This window comes from Haloarcula sp. DT43 (genome assembly GCF_037078405.1).
Lineage (GTDB): Archaea > Halobacteriota > Halobacteria > Halobacteriales > Haloarculaceae > Haloarcula > Haloarcula brevis.
Window position 1 is genome coordinate 748490 of the sequence record NZ_JAYMGZ010000001.1, and the last position, 19500, is coordinate 767989.

General features: G+C 63.8%; 16 protein-coding genes and 1 pseudogene. 5 read left to right on the plus strand and 12 right to left on the minus strand.

The features are described 5' to 3' along the window. Positions 1-4: 4 nt before the first annotated feature. Genes VI123_RS04090 through VI123_RS04110 form a run of 5 tightly spaced genes read right to left on the minus strand, consistent with a single transcriptional unit; the run spans position 5 to position 6258 of the window. A complete protein-coding gene (locus tag VI123_RS04090; RefSeq protein WP_336336780.1) occupies positions 5-1306 on the minus strand; it encodes an ABC transporter ATP-binding protein in 1302 nt (433 codons plus the stop codon). Continuing rightward, complete coding sequence (locus VI123_RS04095; RefSeq protein WP_336336781.1) at positions 1303-2364, minus strand: ABC transporter ATP-binding protein; 1062 nt, start codon at positions 2362-2364, stop codon at positions 1303-1305. The genes VI123_RS04090 and VI123_RS04095 overlap by 4 nt, the downstream gene beginning before the upstream one ends. Beyond that, positions 2364-3401 (minus strand): ABC transporter permease, encoded by a 1038-nt coding sequence (locus tag VI123_RS04100; RefSeq protein ID WP_336336782.1) that lies wholly within the window; start codon positions 3399-3401, stop codon positions 2364-2366. The genes VI123_RS04095 and VI123_RS04100 overlap by 1 nt, the downstream gene beginning before the upstream one ends. After that, positions 3398-4354 carry an ABC transporter permease gene (locus VI123_RS04105; RefSeq protein WP_336336783.1) on the minus strand — a complete coding sequence of 319 codons (957 nt, stop codon included), beginning with the start codon at positions 4352-4354 and terminating at the stop codon, positions 3398-3400. Before VI123_RS04105 ends, VI123_RS04100 begins: the two co-directional genes overlap by 4 nt. Then, the gene (locus VI123_RS04110) at positions 4351-6258 is read right to left on the minus strand and encodes an ABC transporter substrate-binding protein (RefSeq protein ID WP_336336784.1); all 1908 of its coding nucleotides are present in this window, start codon (positions 6256-6258) and stop codon (positions 4351-4353) included. The genes VI123_RS04105 and VI123_RS04110 overlap by 4 nt, the downstream gene beginning before the upstream one ends. Positions 6259-6617: 359 nt before the next feature. Here VI123_RS04110 and VI123_RS04115 point away from each other — a divergent pair, with 359 nt between their 5' ends. Then, entirely contained in the window at positions 6618-8279 is a 1662-nt protein-coding gene (locus tag VI123_RS04115; RefSeq protein WP_336336785.1) for an aldehyde ferredoxin oxidoreductase family protein, read from the plus strand. Between the two features lie 316 nt (positions 8280-8595). Here the strand turns inward: VI123_RS04115 and VI123_RS04120 are convergent. The 3 genes and pseudogenes from VI123_RS04120 to VI123_RS04130 form a co-directional block, all read right to left on the minus strand. Continuing rightward, positions 8596-9017, minus strand: a pseudogene (locus VI123_RS04120) (metal-dependent transcriptional regulator). A 635-nt stretch (positions 9018-9652) separates the two neighbouring features. Continuing rightward, positions 9653-11587, minus strand: a complete 1935-nt coding sequence (locus VI123_RS04125; RefSeq protein ID WP_336336786.1) for a hypothetical protein — start codon at positions 11585-11587, stop codon at positions 9653-9655. Between the two features lie 510 nt (positions 11588-12097). After that, positions 12098-12550, minus strand: coding sequence for an HNH endonuclease (locus tag VI123_RS04130; protein ID WP_336336787.1), 453 nt, complete (start codon positions 12548-12550; stop codon positions 12098-12100). Between the two features lie 124 nt (positions 12551-12674). On the opposite strand from VI123_RS04130, the gene VI123_RS04135 reads away from it, so the two are divergent. The 3 genes from VI123_RS04135 to VI123_RS04145 all read left to right on the plus strand — a co-directional run bounded on the left by VI123_RS04135 (position 12675) and on the right by VI123_RS04145 (position 14157). Beyond that, positions 12675-12899, plus strand: a complete 225-nt coding sequence (locus tag VI123_RS04135) for a helix-turn-helix domain-containing protein (RefSeq protein ID WP_336336788.1) — start codon at positions 12675-12677, stop codon at positions 12897-12899. Positions 12900-13252: 353 nt separating this feature from the next. Then, entirely contained in the window at positions 13253-13633 is a 381-nt protein-coding gene (locus VI123_RS04140; protein WP_336336789.1) for a hypothetical protein, read from the plus strand. 56 nt (positions 13634-13689) lie between these two features. Beyond that, positions 13690-14157 carry a hypothetical protein gene (locus tag VI123_RS04145; protein ID WP_336336790.1) on the plus strand — a complete coding sequence of 156 codons (468 nt, stop codon included), beginning with the start codon at positions 13690-13692 and terminating at the stop codon, positions 14155-14157. A 228-nt stretch (positions 14158-14385) separates the two neighbouring features. Here the strand turns inward: VI123_RS04145 and VI123_RS04150 are convergent, their stop codons facing one another. After that, positions 14386-15294 (minus strand): serine/threonine-protein kinase RIO2, encoded by a 909-nt coding sequence (locus tag VI123_RS04150; protein ID WP_336336791.1) that lies wholly within the window; start codon positions 15292-15294, stop codon positions 14386-14388. 735 nt (positions 15295-16029) lie between these two features. Here VI123_RS04150 and VI123_RS04155 point away from each other — a divergent pair. After that, positions 16030-17262 (plus strand): DolP-mannose mannosyltransferase, encoded by a 1233-nt coding sequence (locus tag VI123_RS04155; RefSeq protein WP_336336792.1) that lies wholly within the window; start codon positions 16030-16032, stop codon positions 17260-17262. Here the strand turns inward: VI123_RS04155 and VI123_RS04160 are convergent, their stop codons facing one another. The 3 genes from VI123_RS04160 to msrA form a co-directional block, all read right to left on the minus strand. Continuing rightward, entirely contained in the window at positions 17263-18444 is a 1182-nt protein-coding gene (locus VI123_RS04160) for an AI-2E family transporter (protein ID WP_336336793.1), read from the minus strand. 97 nt (positions 18445-18541) lie between these two features. Then, positions 18542-18961: an acyl-CoA thioesterase gene (locus VI123_RS04165; protein WP_336336794.1), complete on the minus strand. Its 420-nt coding sequence runs from the start codon at positions 18959-18961 to the stop codon at positions 18542-18544. After that, positions 18958-19482 carry a peptide-methionine (S)-S-oxide reductase MsrA gene (msrA, locus tag VI123_RS04170; RefSeq protein ID WP_336336795.1) on the minus strand — a complete coding sequence of 175 codons (525 nt, stop codon included), beginning with the start codon at positions 19480-19482 and terminating at the stop codon, positions 18958-18960. The genes VI123_RS04165 and msrA overlap by 4 nt, the downstream gene beginning before the upstream one ends. Positions 19483-19500 lie beyond the last annotated feature (18 nt).

The following is a 19500-nucleotide window of genomic DNA, read 5'->3' on the forward strand; positions in this document are numbered from 1 at the left end:
CGGCCTATGGCCGCTCCGGCGCGTCCGGACCCGCGTCGTCGTACAGCAGGCAGGCGATGCGGTGGTCTTCGCCGGCGTCGACCAGTGCGGGGTCGGTCCGCTCGCAGGGGGACTCGAAGGCGTCGTCAAGCGCCGCTCGCGCGGCCTCGAAGGCCCCGTCGTGGAGGTGGTCGACGACCGTCCCGAACACCGCCTCGGCCGCCCCGTCGCCGAGTTGGTCCGGCAGGCCGAACTCGGCGCGGACCTGCGTCCCGAGGGCCGACGGCGAGAGCTGCCGGGTGTCCGCGTCCTCCTGCAGGGCGGTCACCGCTTCCAGCGAATCGGCGCTCCGGAGCCGCTGTTTCAGGTCCATGAGCGCGCGCCACTCGGGCTGTGCCATGTCGGTCCCCTCCGGCTGGATGACCTTCGGACAGCGGGTGTGGAACCGACAGCCGGAGGGCGGGTCGAGCGGCGACGGCACCTCGCCCGACAGGAGGATTCGGTCCCCTTCCCAGCCGGGGTCAGGCTCCGGGATGGCGGACAGCAGCGCCTCCGCGTAGGGGTGGTACGGCGGCTGGAACACCGACTCGGTCGGTCCCACCTCGGCGAGTTCCCCGAGGTAGAGGACGCCGACGCGGTCGGCGATGTGTTCGACCACGCTGAGGTCGTGGGCGATGACGATGTACGAGAGGCCGAACTCGTCCTGGAGGTCCTCCAGCAGGTTCAGAATCTGGGCCTGGACGCTCACGTCCAGCGCCGAGACGGGTTCGTCACAGACGATGACCGCCGGGTCGACGGCCAGCGCCCGGGCGATGCCGATGCGCTGGCGCTGGCCGCCCGAGAACTCGTGGGGGTAGCGGTTTGCGTGGCGCTGATTGAGCCCCACGGTCTCCAGCAGGTCGTGGACCCGCTCGGTTCGGGCCGCTCCCGCCGCGATGTCGTGGATGTCCAGCGGTTCGCCGACGATGTCACCGACCGTTAGCCGCGGATTGAGGCTGGCGAAGGGGTCCTGGAAGATGTACTGGACCTCCTTCCGGAGCGCCCGCAGTCGGCCGTCGGAGGCGGCGGTCAGGTCCTCGCCCTTGTACCGGACCGTGCCGGCCGTGGGCTCGATGAGCCGCAGCAGGCTCTGGGCGAGCGTCGTCTTGCCGCAGCCGGACTCGCCGACGATGCCCAGCGTCTCCCCGGGGAACAGTTCGAGGTCGACGCCGTCGAGGGCCTTCACCTCCCGGCTCCGGCCCAGCAGGGTATCGACGATGCCCCCACCGGACTCGTAGTACTTCGTGAGGCCCTCGACTTCGAGGATTGGGTCGTCGGTCGCAGTCATCGTCGCTCCCCTGCGTCGACCGTACTGTCGTCCCGCCCCCTCACTTCGACCTCGTAGTCGAGTTCGCCGTCCAGGTCGCCGGTGTAGGCCAGACAGGCGGCCGCCCGGTCGGTGGGCCCGGCTCGCTCGCCCGTTTCGGGGTCGACCAGCGCCGGGCGCGTGCGGGTACAGGCCTCCTCGGCGAACGGACACCGGGGGTGGAAGCTACAGCCCGACGGGACCTCTACGAGGTCCGGCATGGTCCCCGGAATCGTCTGGAGGCGGTCCTGCCGGTCGCCGATGCGGGGGATGGCGCTCATCAGCCCGACCGTGTAGGGGTGTTTCGGGTCGTAGTACAGCTCCTCGACGGACGCCTTCTCGACGGCACGGCCGGCGTACATCACCATCACCCGGTCGCACAGCTCCGCGATGACCCCGAGGTCGTGGGTGATGAGCTGGATGGCCGTGTCGTACTCGTCGGCGAGCCGTTCCAGCAGGTCGAGAATCTTGGCCTCGATGGTCACGTCCAGCGCCGTCGTCGGCTCGTCGGCGATGAGCAGGTCGGGGTCACAGGACAGCGCCATGGCGATGACGACCCGCTGTTGCATCCCGCCGGAGAACTCGTGGGGGTAGTCGTCGTACCGGGCCGCCGGCTCCGGGATGCCCACGTCGTCGAGCAGGCGGACGGCCCGGTCGCGGGCGGCCGCGTCGTCGTAGTCGAGGTGGTGGCGTATCGCCTCGGCTATCTGCTCGCCGACGGTGTAAACGGGGTTGAGCGCGGTCCCCGCGTCCTGGAATATCATGGCGACGCCGTTGCCGCGGATATCGCGTACCGCAGACTCGGACAGGTCTAGGAGGTCAGTGCCGTCGAAGCGGACGGTCCCGCCCTCGATGCGGCCGGGGTCCTCGATGAGGTCCATCACCGACAGCGCGGTGACGCTCTTGCCCGCGCCGCTCTCGCCGACGACGCCGAACTTCTCGCCGCGGTCGATGCGAAAGGAGAGGTCCTCGACGGCGGTGACGACGCCCTCCTCCGTGTAGAAGTTCACCGTGAGGTCCTCCACTTCGAGCAGGGCCATCAGACCTCGCCCCCGCGGGCCACGTCCTCGCCCTCCTGTGCGTCGAGCGCGTCGTTGATGCCGTCGCCGATGAGGTTCATCGACATGACGAACAGGAAGATGGCACCGCCGGGGAAGACGGTGACCCACCAGGGAATCGACCCGCCCGGCCCCTGGACGATGGTCTCGCGGGTCTGGTCCAGCATCGTGCCCCACTCGGCCGACCCTGGCGGGAGGCCGAGGCCGAGGAAGCCGAGCGCCGCGACGCCGATGACGACGGTGCCGATGGACAGCGACGCCTGCACGACCAGCGGCGCGACGGCGTTGGGGACGACGTGTCTGAAGATGACCCGCCGGTCCCGCGCGCCCAGCGCCTTCGCCGCCGTGACGTACTCGTTTTCCTTGACCTTCAGAATCTCACCGCGTATCAGCCGGGCGTAGCCGGCCCAGCCGATGGCGGTAAAGGCGAGTACCAGTTCCCAGTAGCCCTTGCCCAGGACGGCGACGATGATGAGCGCGAGCAGGAGGCCCGGGAACGCGAAGATGAGGTCGAGTATCCGCATCATCACCTCGTCGACCCAGCCGCCGTAGTAGCCGGCGACCGCGCCGTACACCAGCCCGATGGCGGCGGTGACGAGGACGACGATGAAGCCGATAGAGAGGCTGAACCGGCCGCCGTACAGCACGCGGGAGAACACGTCCCGCGCGGAGCCGTCGGTCCCGAAGGGATGGGCCAGCGACGGGGCCTCGTAGGCGGTCACGTCCAGCCCCTGGACGTAGAGGATGGCGTCGGGCCGGTAGGGCGCGAGCGCGAACGGCTGGACGGTGACGCCCGCGACCGTAATCGGGCGGGCGAACACCGCCAGCAGCGCCATCGCCGTGACGACGTACAGGCCGAGCATCGCGCTGCGGTTCCGGCGGAACTCGCGCCAGGCGCGGGCCCAGCGGCTCTCGGTCCCCGTGTCTCTCGTCTCTGTCCAGTCCGACAGCGGTTCGCGGCGCTCGACGGCGTCGGCGTCGAACCCCGTTATCCGGATGCGTCCTCTGTCAGTACTCATGTATCATAGCGGATTCGCGGGTCCAGCAGGGCGTACACGATGTCGGCGAGCAGGTTCGCCAGGATAATCGTCACGCCGGTAAACAGCGTGATGGCCATGATGAGGTCGACCTCGCGGCCGACGATAGCGCCGACGAAGGCCCGTCCCAGGCCGGGCCAGGCGAACACCTGCTCGACGACGACGGCCCCGGCGAAGATGCTCGCGGTCAGGAACGCGGCGATGGTCGTCACCGAGATGAGCGAGTTCCGCAGGACGTGTTTCAGCACGACCGTCCGCTCGGGCAGTCCCTTCGCCCGCGCCGCCGTGACGTACTCCTTGTTCAGTTCCTCGGCCATCGACGACCGCATCACGCGCATCAGCGTCGCCGAGGAGGCCGTCCCGATGGTGACCCCCGGCAAGACGAGATACCACAGCATCGCCGGCGACAGCAGGGGCCTGTCCGGGGCCAGCACGGGCCAGAGGTCCAGCCAGAGCGCGAACACGAGGATGAGCATCAGGCCGAGCCAGAAGTTCGGCAGGGAGATGCCGGAGAGGGCGAACACCCGCGAGAGGTCGTCGCCCAGCGTGTCCTTGTTCACCGCCGCGTAGATGCCGGCCGGGATGGCGATGAGCAGGGCGATGGCCCAGCCGAACAGGCCCAGCGCGACGGTCTCGGGGAGCCGGGCCATGATGTAGGGCAGGACCGGCTGATCGACGCTGATGACCGTCCCGAGGTCGCCCTCTAGGACGTTGCCCATCCACGTGAGGTACTGCTGCCAGACCGGGCCGTCGAGGCCGTACCTGGCGCGTATCGCCGCCTCCTCGGCCGCCGAAATCTGTGGGTTCAGGGCGACCATCTGGTCGATTGGGTCCCCCGGCGTCAGGTGGACCAGCGCGAAGGTAAACACCGAGACGCCGAACAGTATCGGGACCGTCGCCGCCACGCGAACCGCGATGAAGCGTCTGAGGCTCATGTCTCCCGGTCCAGGTACGCCACCTGCTGGTCCGTCGGGTCGTGCAGGCCGTAGGGCAGGATGCCACTGGAGAACGTGTACGTGTTGTGTCCGACGTAATCGGTCGACAGCGCGGAGACGTTCGTCCCGAAGACGGTGTAGCTGTTGGGGGCCTGCTCGATGAGTCCCCGCCAGACCCGGTCGTACTGCTCGCCGCGGAACTGCGGGTCCTCGACGGCGTCGACCGAGAACCGCGCCTCCGTCGCTATCTCGTTTAGGTCCGGCGTGTCCACCCGCTGGAAGTTACAGCACTGGCCGAAGTTGTCGATGGAGTTGACGGCGTCGTAGAAGCTCCCGGGGTTGAACGTCCCGGAGAGGCCGATGAGGACGATGTTGCCCTGCTGGTAGTACTCCGGGCCGAGGATGCGCTGGACGAACGTCGTGAACTCGAAGGTCTCGACGCTGACATCGAAAAACTCCGTGTTGCTCATCACCTGGGCGATGAGTTCGGCCTCGCGCACGCGGTCGTCGGAGGTGTTGGTCTCGATGGTCGCCTCGATGGGCGTCTCCACGCCGAGGTCGTCGACGGCCTCCTGCAGGAGTTCGGTCGCGGCCTCGGTGTCCTGTTCTGTCTGTGGGCGCAGTTCCTCGACCAGCGCGTCGTAGTCGGCCGACCCCTCGTCGGCGGCCAGCTCCGGCAGCGGCGTGTACGCCGGGTTCCGGTACCCGTTGTAGATGTTTTCCGCTATCTGGGCGCGGGGAAGCAGCTGATTGACGCCCCGGCGGACCCGCTCGTCGTCCCACGGCGAGACGGTGACGGGGTACTGGAGGAAGTTGTACGCCCCGGCGTTGGTCACGCTGAGCCGGTAGTCCTCCGCGCTCCGGTACTCGCCGTAGGTGTCGCTCGTGAGCCCGTAGGTGAGGTCTATCTCGCCGTTGTTGAGCGCGGCCGCGCGGGTCGCGTCGTCGGTGACGATAGCGACCGTGACCTCGTCGACGACCGGGCTCGTCGGGAACCCGTCCGGGCCGTCCCACCACTCCAGGGCGTCGAGGCCGAGGTCGTCGAGCCAGTAGTCGTCGAACGTACTGAACCGGGCGCGCTGTTCGGCCTCGTAGGACTCGAACTCGAAGGGGCCGGTCCCGATGGGCGTCAGGTCGTTGCGCGGGTCCGCCCCCCTGTCGGGGTACTCCTCGATGTGTTCCATCGGGTAGACCGTCGTCGGGAGCTGGCTGTCGGCCTCGGCGTCGGGCTCCTGCCCGTAGATGTCGACGGTGTAGTCGTCGACCGCCTCGGCGTAGAGAAAGGAGTCGAAGGTCTGGGCCGAAATCGAGGAGTTCTCCAGCACTTCGTAGGAGCGGGCGACGTTTTCGGCGGTCATCTCCTCGCCGTTGTGGAAGGTGACTCCCTCGTGGAGTTCGGCCCGGTATTGAATCCCGAAGGTGCCGTCCGCGACGGCGTCGGGCGCTTCGTTGACCGTCAGCACCTCGCCGGCCTCGGGGTTCCTGATGATAATCTGGTCGTCGGCGACGAGGTTGCCGTCGTCGTCGGTCTCCGCCGGCACCATGTACGGCTCGTAGGCCCCGTCCTCGACTTCCCGGACGTCCATCCGCTCCCACGTCCGCGCGAGCCACGGGTAGACGGTCCCCGCGGCGTCCTGTGTGATGAGGCCCTCGTAGACGAGCCCGTGGACGTTCCCCGACGGGGCGCTGGTGCTGTAGGACGGGTCGAAGGAATCGATGCCCGCCCCGAGACCGAACCGGAGCGTCCCACCCTCCTGAATCTCGTCGACGGAGACCTCCGCCCGCTCCCGGACCGGGTCGAGGCTTCCTCCACCCCCGCTCTCGCCGTCGCCGCCGGCGTTGCAGCCGGCGAGCGCCACTACCGTCGACGCGCCCGCCGCTTCGAGGACGCGCCGTCGAGACACTGTACTCGTATCGGTATCTGCGTCATAAGACATTCACATCTACCCCAGACTTGTGTAACGTGTTGGCTTCCCACACACTTATAGCATGACGACGCCCGCGGCCCCGAAACCGGGCGACACCACCGTCTTGAGTGGGTTTCGCCTCGGATTTCGGTCGGCTGGCCGCTCGCACGCCACCCCCGGACCGACAGCGAACGTACGTGCTCCTCGACGGGGACCGCGAATCCGCCCACCGGCGCGACGCCGGCGGTGTCGTCCCGAGCGGAACCATAGCAGTACCCCGTCGCCGTCCCCTGATTAAACCGCCGGTATCGGCAGCGGGCACAACCGCTAAGTCCGTGTGTCTGTGAGAAACGTTAATGATACACTCAGTGGGGCCGCTCCTGACGATTGACCTGACTGCCGGCGAGACGACCACCGGGGCCATCGACGGCGTGCTCGAACGGTACCTCGGCGGCCGCGGCGTCGGGACGCGGCTGGCCCACGAGCGGATACCCTTCGACGCCGACCCGCTCGGCCCGGAGAACCGCCTGGTGTTCTCGACCGGGCCGATGCAGGCCGCGCAGATGAGCTTCACCGGACGGATGAACTGCACCGGCGTCTCGCCGCTGACCGACGGGCTGCTCTCCTCGAACGCCGGGGGGTTCATGTCTCGGAACTTCGCCGATACGGGCTACAGCGCCGTCGAAATTGCCGGCGAGAGCGACGACCTCGTGGTCGTGCACGTGCGCGACGACGGCGTCGAGTTCGAGGCCGTCCCCGACTTGGCCGGCGCGACCGTCCCCGAGACGCTGGCCTATCTCGACGCCGAACACGGTATCGAGTCCGACCAGACGGCGGTCATCGGTCCGGCCGGCGAGAACGCGGTCCGGTTCGCGTCTATCATGACCAGTGCGGAGCGGGCCTTCGGCCGCGGTGGCCTCGGCGCGGTCATGGGCGCGAAAAACCTCAAGGGCATCACGTTCGCGGGCGACTCGCCGCCGGCCATCGACATTCCGGCGATGCAGATGGACGTCCACCGCGACGCCGCGACGGCGGACCACATCATGAAACGACAGGGGACCGTCTCGGTGATGGACCTCGCCAACGAAATCGACGGTCTGCCGTCCTACTACTTCTCCGAGCAGTCCTTCGCCGGCGTGGAGGGAATCAACGGCGACGCCGTCGAGTCCAAGAAGTACAAGAAAGGCACCTGTTCGGCCTGTGCCTTCGCCTGCAAGCTCCCCACCCGCGACGAGGAGCGCGGCGTCGAGACCGAGGGCCCGGAGTTCGAGGTGGCGATGGCCTTCGGGTCGAACTCCGGCGTCGACGACATCGTCGACGTGATGCAGTCGAACGAACTCTGTGACCGGCTGGGCCTGGACGCCATCTCCGCGGGCAACACGGTCGCGGCCTACCTCGACAGCGAGGACGCCTTCGGCGACACCGACCTGATTCACGAGACCGTCGAGAAAATCGCCCACCGGGAGGGCGTCGGCGACACGCTTGCGGAGGGCATTGACCGCTGTCACGACGACCTCGGGGTCGAGAACTGGACGGTCAAGGGGATGGACTTCGCGGCCCACGAGGGGCGCGTGCTCCACGGGCAAGGGCTCTCGTACGCCGTCGCCAACCGCGGCGCGGACCACATGTACGCGACTTTCTACTCCGTCGAGTACCCGCTCGTCCCCGACGACCAGGCGGTCGCTCCGGAGGGGACGCTCGGCAAAGCCGACGTGCTGGTCGAGCGGGAGAACTTGATGGCGCTGAACGACAGCGGCGTCGTCTGCAAATTCTCGCGGGACTTCATGACGCCCGAACGCTACGAACAGCTCTTCGACGCCGACTTCGAGGCCCTGCTCGCCGTCGGCGCTCGCACCGTGACGCTCGAACGCCACTTCAACAACCAGCGCGGCTTCGACCGGACGGACGACGCGCTCCCGTACTCGCTGCCCTCGTTCGAGGCCGCGCTCGACGAGTACTACGACGCGCGCGGCTGGGCCGACGACGGCACCGTGCCCGAGAGCTCGCTACCGGTGTAGTCGCCGGGGCCGACCCCCGGACGGGTGTTTCGACTGCCGGTGAGACCCTCCCGGTGAAAAAACGCCGTCCCGGACGAGACGAGGTCCGAGCCGCGACTGCGGGCTCAGAATCAGGTAGTTCCGCGTCGTCGTTCGCGTCCTTCTGCGCTCATGACAGTTGCATCTACGCGCCGTTATATCATAAAAGCACTCTTTTTTACACTTCGAAATCAGTGCTTTGGGGCCCTATAAAGTGGTTATTTCGGATATCTAAATTCTTACTCTATTCGAACTGGTATTTTTGCACGGCCTAAAACGAGACGCCCGCGGGAGCCGCTCAGACGGAATCCGTCCCGGACGGGGTCGATTCTGACTCGACGGGGTCCGCAGCGTCCACCGGGTCGGCGTCACACGGGAGCGTCGCCGCCAGCCGCTCGGCGACCATCGGACTGACCAGACCGGCCATCTCCATCGCCTCGGACTCGTAGTCGTCGAGGTCGAGCACGCCACGGAAGAACCACGAGACGGTCACGTACGTCTCGTGTAGCTCCGCGGCCTCCTCGCGTCCCGACTCGTGAGCGTCACGCCGTCGTAGGGCTCGTAGGACACCAGCCCCCGCTCAGCGAGCCGCTGGCACATCTCCGTCACCGCCGCCGGCGACCGGTCTACCATCTCTCCCAGCGTCCCCGGTGACACCGGCGGTCCGTCTCGATGCTGGGCGATGTAGATTGCCAGCAGGTACTGCGGGGCCGTGCTCATCGGTCCGGTGACTCCGGTCCCCTGCTCCCGACGAATCCGAAGGCTGCTGCCCGTCGACACCGACGAGTCCGCGTCCGTCGCGGCCGCCCGTTCATCACTGTCTTCGGTCCGACCGCCACTTTCGACGCTGGCGGTTCTCACCTGGGAGTCCTCGTCGGCGGTTCGGCCTGCCGATAGTCGACCAACCGCCCGCCGTCAGCGGGGCATGCTGGCGCCCGTGTCCCTCTCGCCGAGGCTTCGGGCACTGCCGGCTGTGAACGCCCGTGACGGGGCCGTTGCCGGTCCGTGTGAGAGGGCTGGCTGTACCTGCGACCCGTGTCCGGCGTCGCCTGACATATGGTTTAGGCTTGCCTAACGATACAAAACCCCTCCGATTTTTAGGACTGCCTAATACGACTGAGGGAACCGCGGACACCCATCGACTGTGTTTAGTCCGGTTGCGCCCACCTATTCGAGATTGACGAAATATAACCGTTAGAAAGCGGCATCAAGTAGTGAAATAAACGATGCTACTCGGTCAGGAAATCAACTTCTCACGAAATTGGCGGTTACACTATGTGTTTCGGTGAAAACAACGGGCGAGAGAAAGAGATGTTACTCAGTAGTCGCGGACGCCGAGAGAGCTACGTTTCAGCTTAAGTCACCGGTCGCAGGTAGTTTGCTACAATCGTAGAGAGTACGTCCGCCGAGATTCGTGGTGAGGTCGCGTACACGACCGAGTCGTCTTCGTCGTGGGTCTCAACATCGAAGCCCAGCTCGTACTCTTCGTGCTTGATCGCGCGGTCCACAGTCATCCACACGTCGAACAGAAGGGACGCGTAGAGGACGTAGAACAGCCGTACACCGCCGTGACCGCTCTTCGTAAACGCGAGGAAGTCCTTCGTCTTCTCGAAGCCGATCTCTATCAGCCACCGATTCGTGTACCCGCGCTCGTGCTTAGCCTTCCGCTTCCGAACCGGATCGCTAAACGACTCGGAATCGGGTCCACGGAGCAACTCAATGGCGTTCCCGGCATCGATGTCCGTCCGGCTCGTCGAGAACGCCACTCGGTCGGTCACCGGGTCCTCGACGTCCACGACGCCGCCATTCTCGTAGTCCCGCTTCGGGAGGCCGACCAGCGTGGTCGCGCCGTAGCCGTGCTCCTGGCTGTGCTGGCGGTAGTTCTTCACCACGGAGATGTCGCCGTCGTTCTCGCCCATCCGCGTAGTGATGTCTCCGCGACCGGGCTTCTCCTGGAGGACGGCCTTCTTGACGCTGTCCTCTTCGCGGATGTTCATCACGTACGGGATGTTGAACTGGTCCTCAGTACGGAAGGCGTTCCCGTAGTGGAAGAGTTGCTGGACGGCGACCTGCGAGTACGCCGAGTCCATGTAAACCTCCGAGACCGTAACGAGTTCTTGCCCGCGCTCGATGAAGCGTTCGACGTGATCCTCCAGCTGGTCTTTCCGTTCGAGCGGCTCCATCGCGTAGATCAGCGGGCACGACGGGTGCGCAATGGCGGCGGCACCGAACTCCCAGGCGTACTTGAAGTCGTCACCGCTCTTCGTCCCGTGGACGTACCGAACGACGTCGCTGATTCGTTCAGCCGCTTCCCGCTTCTCGTCGTCGTGGAAGTTGGCCGTTCGGATCTTCTCGGGGTCTTCGCCGACGAGGCACTCTATTCCCTCTTCTTCGATGTACGCGTACGTGTCCTTCTTTTTCCGGTCGCTCCACCTGTGGAACTTGGGATCGGCGATGGAGGGGATCGTGACGCGCTTCCACTTCGCGTCCGATTCGATGGTTGTCGTGTCGATAGCGAGCGGGACAGGCGAGTCGTAGAGACCGACCTGCTCGTCGAGGGCCTCCACGACACCGTCGATAGCGTCGGCGTACATGGAGAGCATTTCCCCGGCAGAGAGGCTCTTGACGAGGTCGAGGACCGTTCGACCGTGTGGCGGGTCGTCGTCATCGATCTGCTGCCACTCGAAGGTGTCTCCGCCCCCGTGGACGCTGGAGCTGGTGAGCGCGCAGTGGGCGAGGAGTTTGAAAAAGACGTTCTTGTCGTGCGAAACGCCGCCTTCCCTGTTGAACGAGTAGTTCGGCGTGATGTAGCCGACCATCTCGTTAACGATGCGGCGGATCTGGTCCTTCGTGAGTTCCTGCGTCTCGTCACGTTCGTCGGGCACCAGGAGCTCGGTCGTCTCGATAAGTCGGTTGTTATCGTACGCCCATTCGCGGACATACGTGACCACTTCGGTGATGAACGCACGGAGATCGGGACCGAAGCGGTCGTTCCACGCCTCGTTGAAATTCGTCTGGTGCGGACACCGGCGCGTTCCGTTGAAGGTGCCGTAACCGAGTTCTCGACGGGTGTTTGGCCGGTCAGAGAGCTCGGAGACGATGTGGCTCCGGTACTCGATGCCGCGAAGCTTCCCCCAGATATACGAGCGTACGAGGGCCTCGAAGCTGTGAATCCGGGGATGGTCACTCCATTTCCTGTCTTCGAATCGGGCGAGATCGATACCAGCAGTGGCGACGCACTCGGTGAGAGAGTGACCGTTCATCAGCCCGGCGTAGATCTGCATCGCCACATGCTTCGGACGGTTGATCCGAAGCTTCGTGAAAATTGGGTGGGGGTGATGTCCTTCGTCTTGATAGGTCTCTTTGTACGTCTGATACACTAAGTGCCGGAATTCGTCTTTCTCAGTCAGTTCACGGCCCGGTGAGAAATAGTGAGTCGGACCTTGAGGTGAGGGAGGGGATGGACCGCAGGAAGAGGATTGGGAGGGCGATTGATAGGAGGACAGCGTTCGTTGGACCACGTCTGGCCGGCTTTAGTTCAAGTTAGTATATAAGTCTCCTGCCCCAGAATATTATTCCTCCGTCTCCTTCAGAAGGGTCAAGATTAATTCGGATTGCTCTCTTGGGTGCGCATGGTCAGTCTTCAGTTCGAACGCTGGAATTACCTCACCACAAAAAGGACACTCCGTCTGTTCCGTTTCCTCTGCTTCTAACGCTCTTTTGAGTATTTTCTGATCCACCATGTTTTGTTAAAATTGGTTGGGCTTTCTAACTCGGCGTGTGTTCGAACGTCATTATACTCACATTACTGGAAGACAGGCCATCTCTGGCTGTTCTTCAACTTCCCCGTGACAATCTTCACACAACGAGATGAGGTTTTTAGGGGTGTTTGCTTCCTGTATTGATTCAAACCATACAAGTTTCTCTTTGTGATGTACTTGTAATCCAACGGAGGAATCCCCACATCTCTGGCACTGATCGTTATCTCGCTCCAGAATCCATTCTCGAACGCGCTCCCATCGCCCACCGTAATTAACCTCCTTTTGAAGGATTCTTGAGCCAACTTTGCACTCGCGGCAAGCATACCGCAACTGCAGATAGGCAAAGGCCTCTGAGCCGCACTCAGGACACTCAATAACCTCATACATTCCAGATTCACCGTCTCTGGCGATTGCTGGGACATCAGATGTAGGGCGATCCTTCACTTTCGGGAATGGGCGTTCAATCATCGATTTAGTTGAGGCCGTCGCCATAATCCACACAATCGTTCCCATCGCTATAAATCTATATGTTGTAAAGTTCGATGTCAATTACACCGTTAAGAATACAAGCGTAAAGGACAACATCAACATAGAGGACAGAGACGTGTCTATCACAGTGCCACACGAGTTGAACCGCGCGGACAAGCGTATCCTGCGCGCCCTTGAGGACGGTGTCCGGAATCCGAGTTGGCTGGCTGAAAAACTGGATTACTCCCGGCAGTATGTCCACCAGCGCCTCCAGCTACTCGTTGCAGCCGAGTACGTGAACAACCTCGGGCACGGTCTCTATGAGCTGGAAGAACTACCTAACGGGTTCGGTCAGGATTCAAAAGACCAGTAGCTAATCTCTTCTGAATCCTTACCGGGAACTGTTATAATACTGTAGTCTGTCGTTGCGACATACAAATGCGGATTCGCCAGCGACAGCTCCTGTACGGAACAGTATTCGGGTTAGCCACGTTCTTAGTCGGTTGGTTGATTACATACGTTCTCACACCTTCTGACCTTCTGGCAGAGTTTCCACGCTGGAAGGTGACACTCTGGGTGTTCCTCAGTGCACATTTCGTTTCAATATCTGGCCTTCAGTTAGGCGGTCTCAGTTCTGCATTCACCCAGGTGGACGTTATTGCACAGGTGCCGACACTGCGGAGTCTGCGGGTCGTCCCGATCCTGTTGACCGCGCTCGGAGGAGTGATGATGGTCGAGGCTCTGAACTACACGACCCGCTTCAAGTACCTCATTCAGAACAGTGGCGCGCTCCTCACAGGATACCTCGCGGCGGGGCTTCTGGCATTCGTCGTTTCCGAAGCACAGCCAGGTGTAGCGATGATTATCGTCCTCGCTGTTCTTCTCGCTGGCGGCGCGTACCTCGGCGGTACAGTCACTCAACGGTTCACCGCGGGTCTCCCCGTGTTCGCGGTCACATCGCTTGGCGGGGTCGTCCTGATCGGATTACTGGTCGTCCTGGGCGGTCTCGTGGTTCTCCAGTCGATAGCCCCGCTAGTCGGGGTTTCTCTCGTCGGTGTTATCATCGGGGCCGTGTTGGCGTGGACGGCACGGAACGTCCCTTCGTAGAGCAGGACAGTTTTCCAAGCGACTAATAAGACGAGACGGGTAGCTCATGCAGACCTGTGACGACGTACGCCGTTCTCAGCCCGCCCGACGGCTCGACACTTTATTCCCGTGAGCGCCGCTTCGCGGCTGACCTCTGCGACCAGCTGCTCTACCTCACGCCGGACGGCCTCGACGAAGAGCCCGGCGAGGAGATCGGCGACCTCACTCCGACCGAACTGGCGAACACCGTTTACAGCTCCACGCGCGACCGCGACTGGAGCGAGGACGACGAGATGTACATCCTCGTAGAGCCCGCGCTGCTGGACATCGAGACTCGGAACGCGTTCCGGCGGTCCCTCCGAGTCGTCTTCCAGCGGTTTGACCCCGAGGTGTGCTTCCCTTACGACGTCCTCGAAGACGTCGGGAAGCAGGCGGCGTGGCTCACGGACTCTCTGGAGGCTGGGGAGATCGTGCCGCCGGAGGGGGTACGGCGGCAGAGCGTCACTGGGGTGGACGAGAGCCAGACAGACCTCACTTCCTTCTAGAATTCTGGTAGCTCTGCCGGGTTCGTCGTTACTTAGCAGAGGCGATTGACAATATTGTCCGAAGTTCGGACGTGTAGAACCGTGATGGTCTAACGGTTATCAGCCCCCAATCTCGAATAGGTGTTGCGCCGATTTGATATCGCTGTATATGATTTATCAGGCCGAGCGCGGGCCCGCTCCCGCTCAGCCGTGGACGGTCGACAGCGGCCGTCAGCCGGTGTGACGGCGCTATTCGAGGAACTCGGAGATAGACTCGAAGGAGTCGGCGGCCAGCGTCTCGGCGACGGCGTCCCCGTCGACGCCGCTTATCTTCTGGGGATACTTCCGTCCGAAGTAGCTCACGATGTTCTCGACGTCACGAGTCAGCAGTTCCCTCGCGTTCTCGTGGTCGGTCGGGACTGCTTGGGGCCAGTCGAAGACGACGACGCCTTCGTTCGTCACGAAGACGTTGTACTCGCTCATGTCCGCGTGGACGTATCCCTCGCGGTAGGCCGCCTGCATCTCTTCGAGAACGAGGTCCAGAATCGGCAGTACCTGTTCGGGTTCGAGTTTCGTCCGGGAGAGTTCGACGCCGTCTATCTTCTCCATCACGATTGCGTGCCGGTTCGTGTCGACCGGCTGTGGGACCGACACCTCGGGATACAGCGTCTCCAGGGCGTCGTACTCCCGCTCGGCGGCCTTCCGGGCAGTGTAGAGCCACGAGACGTGGTCCCGGTCGGCGGTGTACTCCCGCTCTTTCATGACCTCGCGGAAGTTGGTGTACCCCTCGCGGTGGTACTTCAGGGCCACCGGCTTGTACGACTGGGCCTCGTACACGTCGCTTTCCTTGCCCACCCCCAGCGGCGACCCGACGCCTTCGATGGTGTCGCGTTCGGCGAAGGTGTGGAGCGCGAGCGTGTCGTACCCCTCGAAGGTGAGCTTGAACCCCTCGTACTGGATGGTCTTCCGTTCGACCAGCCCCCGGTCCGCACACCGGTCGAGTCGATAGTCGACGTCTTCCGCCGTCAGCCGGGAGAACTCGGTCAGCTTCTCGCGGGCGACGAACTCCGAGAACCGCATCCCCTGCTCGACGCCGGAGAGCAGATGGAAGTCCTCGGGTTCCAGCTCCGCCATCACTGAAGCCACGTTCTGGACCATTAGCGTTCTCTACTCGGTGGACTGGTAAAAGGCCGACGCGTTCGCCGGATAGCGTAGATAAATCACTTGCCGCTATACTAAATGCCACGTTTGTCTCGGCTTTGGTTCAGCAACGGCTGACACGTCTACTGATTGAGTCGGTCGTGGGTCTGGTGTTGCTGAGGTAGTGCGGTGTTCGGGGCCGCTGTCTGTTCGAATAGCACGCCACTGCATCTCGGCACTGGAACTACGGGGTCGGTCGTTCGACCGAAACCGCAGTCCGGTGGTTGGTCGCCAGATAAGGAACCCTTTAGTCCACAGACTCACCTGTCCCCGTCTGGTACTATTTGTCTGTTACTGCTACTGTACTGCCGTGTCTGTCACTCAAAACTCGGCTGATGGTTCACGAAAACGGGCGTTAGACGGTCGAAAACTCCCTTCATTTTCGATATATCTGAAAGAAGCAGTAAGTTGGGCATCGGTTCGAAAATACGCACCTAACCGCGGTGGCTGTATATGTAATGCGAACGGCGATTGCGTTTGTCGACCGTACGTTCCCTAAATTACTTTCTACTTTTACTCATCTAAGCACAAACGTGTCGCGTGAGCAGACGAAACAAAGGCCGGCTCAGGGACCTGCTTCGGTCCCTCGCCTTCCATCCTCGCGACCGGCGGCTCGCGTTCCCGGTGTTGTTCGCCGTCGGTGCTGAGCTGTATTTCATACTGACAATCACACTCGGTTCCGCTCGTCCTCCAATGGCCCCCGACGCTGGCATCTTCCAGCATCTCGGCTGGTATCTGACACGAGGTGGTCGGCTGTACGTCGACGCCTGGGAGCCGAAGCTCCCGCTGTCCTACGAAACGACCGGCGTTCTGGCGCTGCTGTCCGGCGGTGATATGTACCACCTCCACCTCCTCAGCGTGGTGCTGATGAGCGTGGCAGTGTGTGCAATCGTCGGGCTCGTCGTGATACTCGTCTACGACATCACCGGCGACGACATCGCTGCGCCGCTGGCCGGCCTCTCGATGTTCCTGTTGCCGGGGTTCGCCGTCCGACCGGCGTATGGCTTCAAAGCGAAGTACCTCCTCGTGCTCTGTGGGCTCCTGGCGATATACCTGTACACGCGCGGGTACCCGGCGCTGAGCGGCGTGGCCGCGGCGGCCAGCGTCGGGTACTGGCAGGCTGGGGCCATCTTCCCGCTCGTCGTGCTCGGACTGGCCATCCAGCAGCGGGACGTGGAGGCGCTCGAACGCGTCGTCGCCGGGGGCCTCGGGTTCACCGTCGTCATGCTCGCGCCGGTGTTTCTCCTCTGGCACTCGGCCTCCGAGATGGTCGTGCAGGTGTTGCTCGTGCCGCTACAGACGGAGGAACAGACGTCGCTGCTCACCCGACTCGTCGCTGGCGTCATCCACTTCAAGTGGGCGTCGCCGGTCGTGGCGCTCGGTGGCCTCGGTCTCGCACGCACCGCCCGAGGCTGTCTCACGGGCGAGGACGGCGTCGTCGGGCGTACCGACTGGTGGATTCCGGTCGGCGCGGCGTGGTTCGCGTTCCTGATATTCTTCGTCGACTTCGAGACCGGCGGCTACACCGACCTCATTCCGGGGCTTGCGTTCGTCGCAATCGGCGTCGGGATAGTCGCGACGACGCTTCGTGACCACCATCAGAAGCAGTCTCTCGCCGTGGCGCTCGGGCTGGTCCTGGTCGTGAACGTCGCCGTCCTCGGCAGCGTCGGCATCGTCTTCACGCCCGTCGATACCCCGGGACCGGTGCCGATGTCGGACCTCGAGACCACCGACCTCCCGGACGCCTACGAGGGGAGCGAGTCGGCACCCGACGTCCGGTACATCTACTGGCAACAGCTCGAACCGTCAGCGTGTCACTACCGGCTCTCGGTGATGGAACTGCGGTGGCTCGACCGGGTCGACTCGACGACGAACAGCCGCTGTCTCGACCTCGGTGCCGCCAGAGCCAGACTGGCCAGGGGGTAGCTACGACTCCGTGTCGTAGTCCGCGAGCGACGTTTGCGTCGTTTCGACCGAGCCGGTGATGACGTAGGGGACGATGATGCGGAAGAACTGGGCGACGAGGACCAGCAGAATCGGGCCCAGGAAGATGCCGTAGAAGCCGAACGCGATGGGACCGAGGATGTACGCGAACATCAGCAGGCCGACGTGGGTCAGGTCGCCGCTGACGTACGGCCGAATCAGGAAGTCCGGGATGGTGTCGACGACGACCAGCGTGACCACGAGGAAGAGAGCGACCCAGGCCAGGGCCGTCGCCTCTCCGGAGACGACCGCGGAGACCCCGAGCAACACGGCGACGGGCAGGTAGACGATTTTCATCCCGACCACGGGGATGAGGCTCCCGATGCCGGTCAGCGCGCCGACCAGCGGCGCGAACGGAATCCGCACCGCACCGGGCGCGACCAGGTTGTACAGCGTGAACACGAAAATCCCGATGACGCCCGTCACCAGCGCGTTCAGGATGTTCCCGAAGAGAATCGAGGAGAGCTCCTCGTCGACCGCCGCCGCGTACTCCCGGAGGACGCCCGACCCGTCGAAGGTGTCGAGGAACCAGCCGACGAGCCGCGGGCCGTCGGTGAGCAGGTAGTACGTCCCCGCGAGCATGATGAACACGCGGAGCAACAGCGACGTGAGCAGACTCACCGAGCCGACGAGGGTGTCGGAAACGCGCCCCAGCCACGACTGGACGGTCGCGTTCCGAAGCAGGTCGAACACCTCGGACGGGCCCATCGTCAGCAACTCGCTGAAGCCGAGGTCGGCGAGCGGTCCCGGCAGCGACCCGCCCTGGAGTTCCTGAAACTGGGAGAGGTACGCCGCGCCCAGACCGCCTTCGCCGAAGAACGCCTGCAACTCCGGGATGACGAGGACGAGCGTGTAGCCGACCAGCGTCACGAACGGCAGGAGAAAGAAGAAGATGGTGGCGGCCGCGTGTATCTGCTTCTGATAGGGGACGGCCCGTTTCAGGAACGACTCGGGCAGCGGGAGCCGCCCGAGCCGCCGATAGATGGGGCGGCTGGCGTAGTACAGGAAGACGGTAAACACGAGCGTCGGGAGGAACTGCGACAGGACGAGGCCGACGACCACGAGGAGCGCCACGCCGGCCAGAGCGAGGAGGGCACGCCGTCCGAGGGCGGTACTGTATTGCATATGTTTTCGATACGACTTTTCGACAAAAAATAAAACCACCGGTGGGGCCGGTTTCCGCCGACGGAAGACGGGCGGCGGTTCCTCGCCTGTGGGGCGATTACAGCCCCTCGAACTGCGTAATCGCGTCCCGCCAGTCCTCGGGAATCGAGCGTGAGGTCTCCGCGTCGCGGTCGTACGTGAGCACCGTCGTCTCGCCGGTCGCGGCCACGCCGTCGCCGGTCCGGACCTCGTACTCGAAGGGGAAACTCTTCTCGCCCAGACGGGGCACCCGGACGGCGACGGTGACGGCGTCGCTGATGTGGACCGGTCGGACGAAGTCGACTTCGAGGTTGGCGATGACGATGCCGGTCCCCGACTCCCCGCCCGAGAGCAGGGCCTCGTCGGCGCTGACGACGTCGTGCAGATAGTCGATGCGGGCCTCCTCGAGGTAGGTTCCGTACGTCGCGTTGTTGACGTGGCCGTAGGTGTCGATGTCCGTGTATCGGACCTCGACGTCGGTCGTGTACTCGAAGCTCATGCCAGCAACTCCGCGTGTTTCTGCCGAAGCTTCTCCAGTTTCGGCGGGATGGTCAGCTGGCAGTAGCTCTGGTTCGGGTTCTTCTCGAAGTAGTCCTGGTGGTACTCCTCGGCGGGGTAGAAGGTTTCGAGCGGCTCGACCTCGGTGACGATGTCGCTGTCGTAGCCGGGCTGTATCTCCTCGACGAACGCCTCGACTGCCTCGCGCTGGGCCTCGTCGTGGTAGAACACGGCCGAGCGGTACTGGGTACCCACGTCGTTGCCCTGTCGGTCCTTCGTCGTGGGGTTGTGCGTCGTGAAATGCACCGCCAGCAGGTCCTCGTAGCTCACGACGCTGGGATCGTAGGTGACCTGCACGCACTCGGCGTGGCCGGTCTCCTCGCGACAGACCGCCTCGTAGCTCGGGTCGGCGACGTGGCCGCCGGCGTACCCCGACACCACGTCAGTCACGCCGTCGACCTGTTTGAACACCGATTCCGTACACCAGAAACACCCGCCCGCGAACGTCGCTTGTTCGGTCATCACCCGACATACGTGCCC

What these genes read in the sequence shown, in the direction of transcription:
- VI123_RS04150 (WP_336336791.1), bottom strand. Translation starts at nt 15,294, where the DNA reads ATGGTCCAGAACGTGGCTTCAGTGATGGCGGAGCTGGAACCCGAGGAC.
- VI123_RS04090 (WP_336336780.1), bottom strand. Translation starts at nt 1,306, where the DNA reads ATGACTGCGACCGACGACCCAATCCTCGAAGTCGAGGGCCTCACGAAG.
- VI123_RS04165 (WP_336336794.1), bottom strand. Translation starts at nt 18,961, where the DNA reads ATGAGCTTCGAGTACACGACCGACGTCGAGGTCCGATACACGGACATC.
- VI123_RS04155 (WP_336336792.1), top strand. Translation starts at nt 16,030, where the DNA reads ATGGCCCCCGACGCTGGCATCTTCCAGCATCTCGGCTGGTATCTGACA.
- VI123_RS04105 (WP_336336783.1), bottom strand. Translation starts at nt 4,354, where the DNA reads ATGAGCCTCAGACGCTTCATCGCGGTTCGCGTGGCGGCGACGGTCCCG.
- VI123_RS04140 (WP_336336789.1), top strand. Translation starts at nt 13,253, where the DNA reads ATGATGGTCGAGGCTCTGAACTACACGACCCGCTTCAAGTACCTCATT.
- VI123_RS04100 (WP_336336782.1), bottom strand. Translation starts at nt 3,401, where the DNA reads ATGAGTACTGACAGAGGACGCATCCGGATAACGGGGTTCGACGCCGAC.
- VI123_RS04130 (WP_336336787.1), bottom strand. Translation starts at nt 12,550, where the DNA reads ATGGCGACGGCCTCAACTAAATCGATGATTGAACGCCCATTCCCGAAA.
- msrA (WP_336336795.1), bottom strand. Translation starts at nt 19,482, where the DNA reads ATGACCGAACAAGCGACGTTCGCGGGCGGGTGTTTCTGGTGTACGGAA.
- VI123_RS04160 (WP_336336793.1), bottom strand. Translation starts at nt 18,444, where the DNA reads ATGCAATACAGTACCGCCCTCGGACGGCGTGCCCTCCTCGCTCTGGCC.
- VI123_RS04095 (WP_336336781.1), bottom strand. Translation starts at nt 2,364, where the DNA reads ATGGCCCTGCTCGAAGTGGAGGACCTCACGGTGAACTTCTACACGGAG.
- VI123_RS04115 (WP_336336785.1), top strand. Translation starts at nt 6,618, where the DNA reads ATGATACACTCAGTGGGGCCGCTCCTGACGATTGACCTGACTGCCGGC.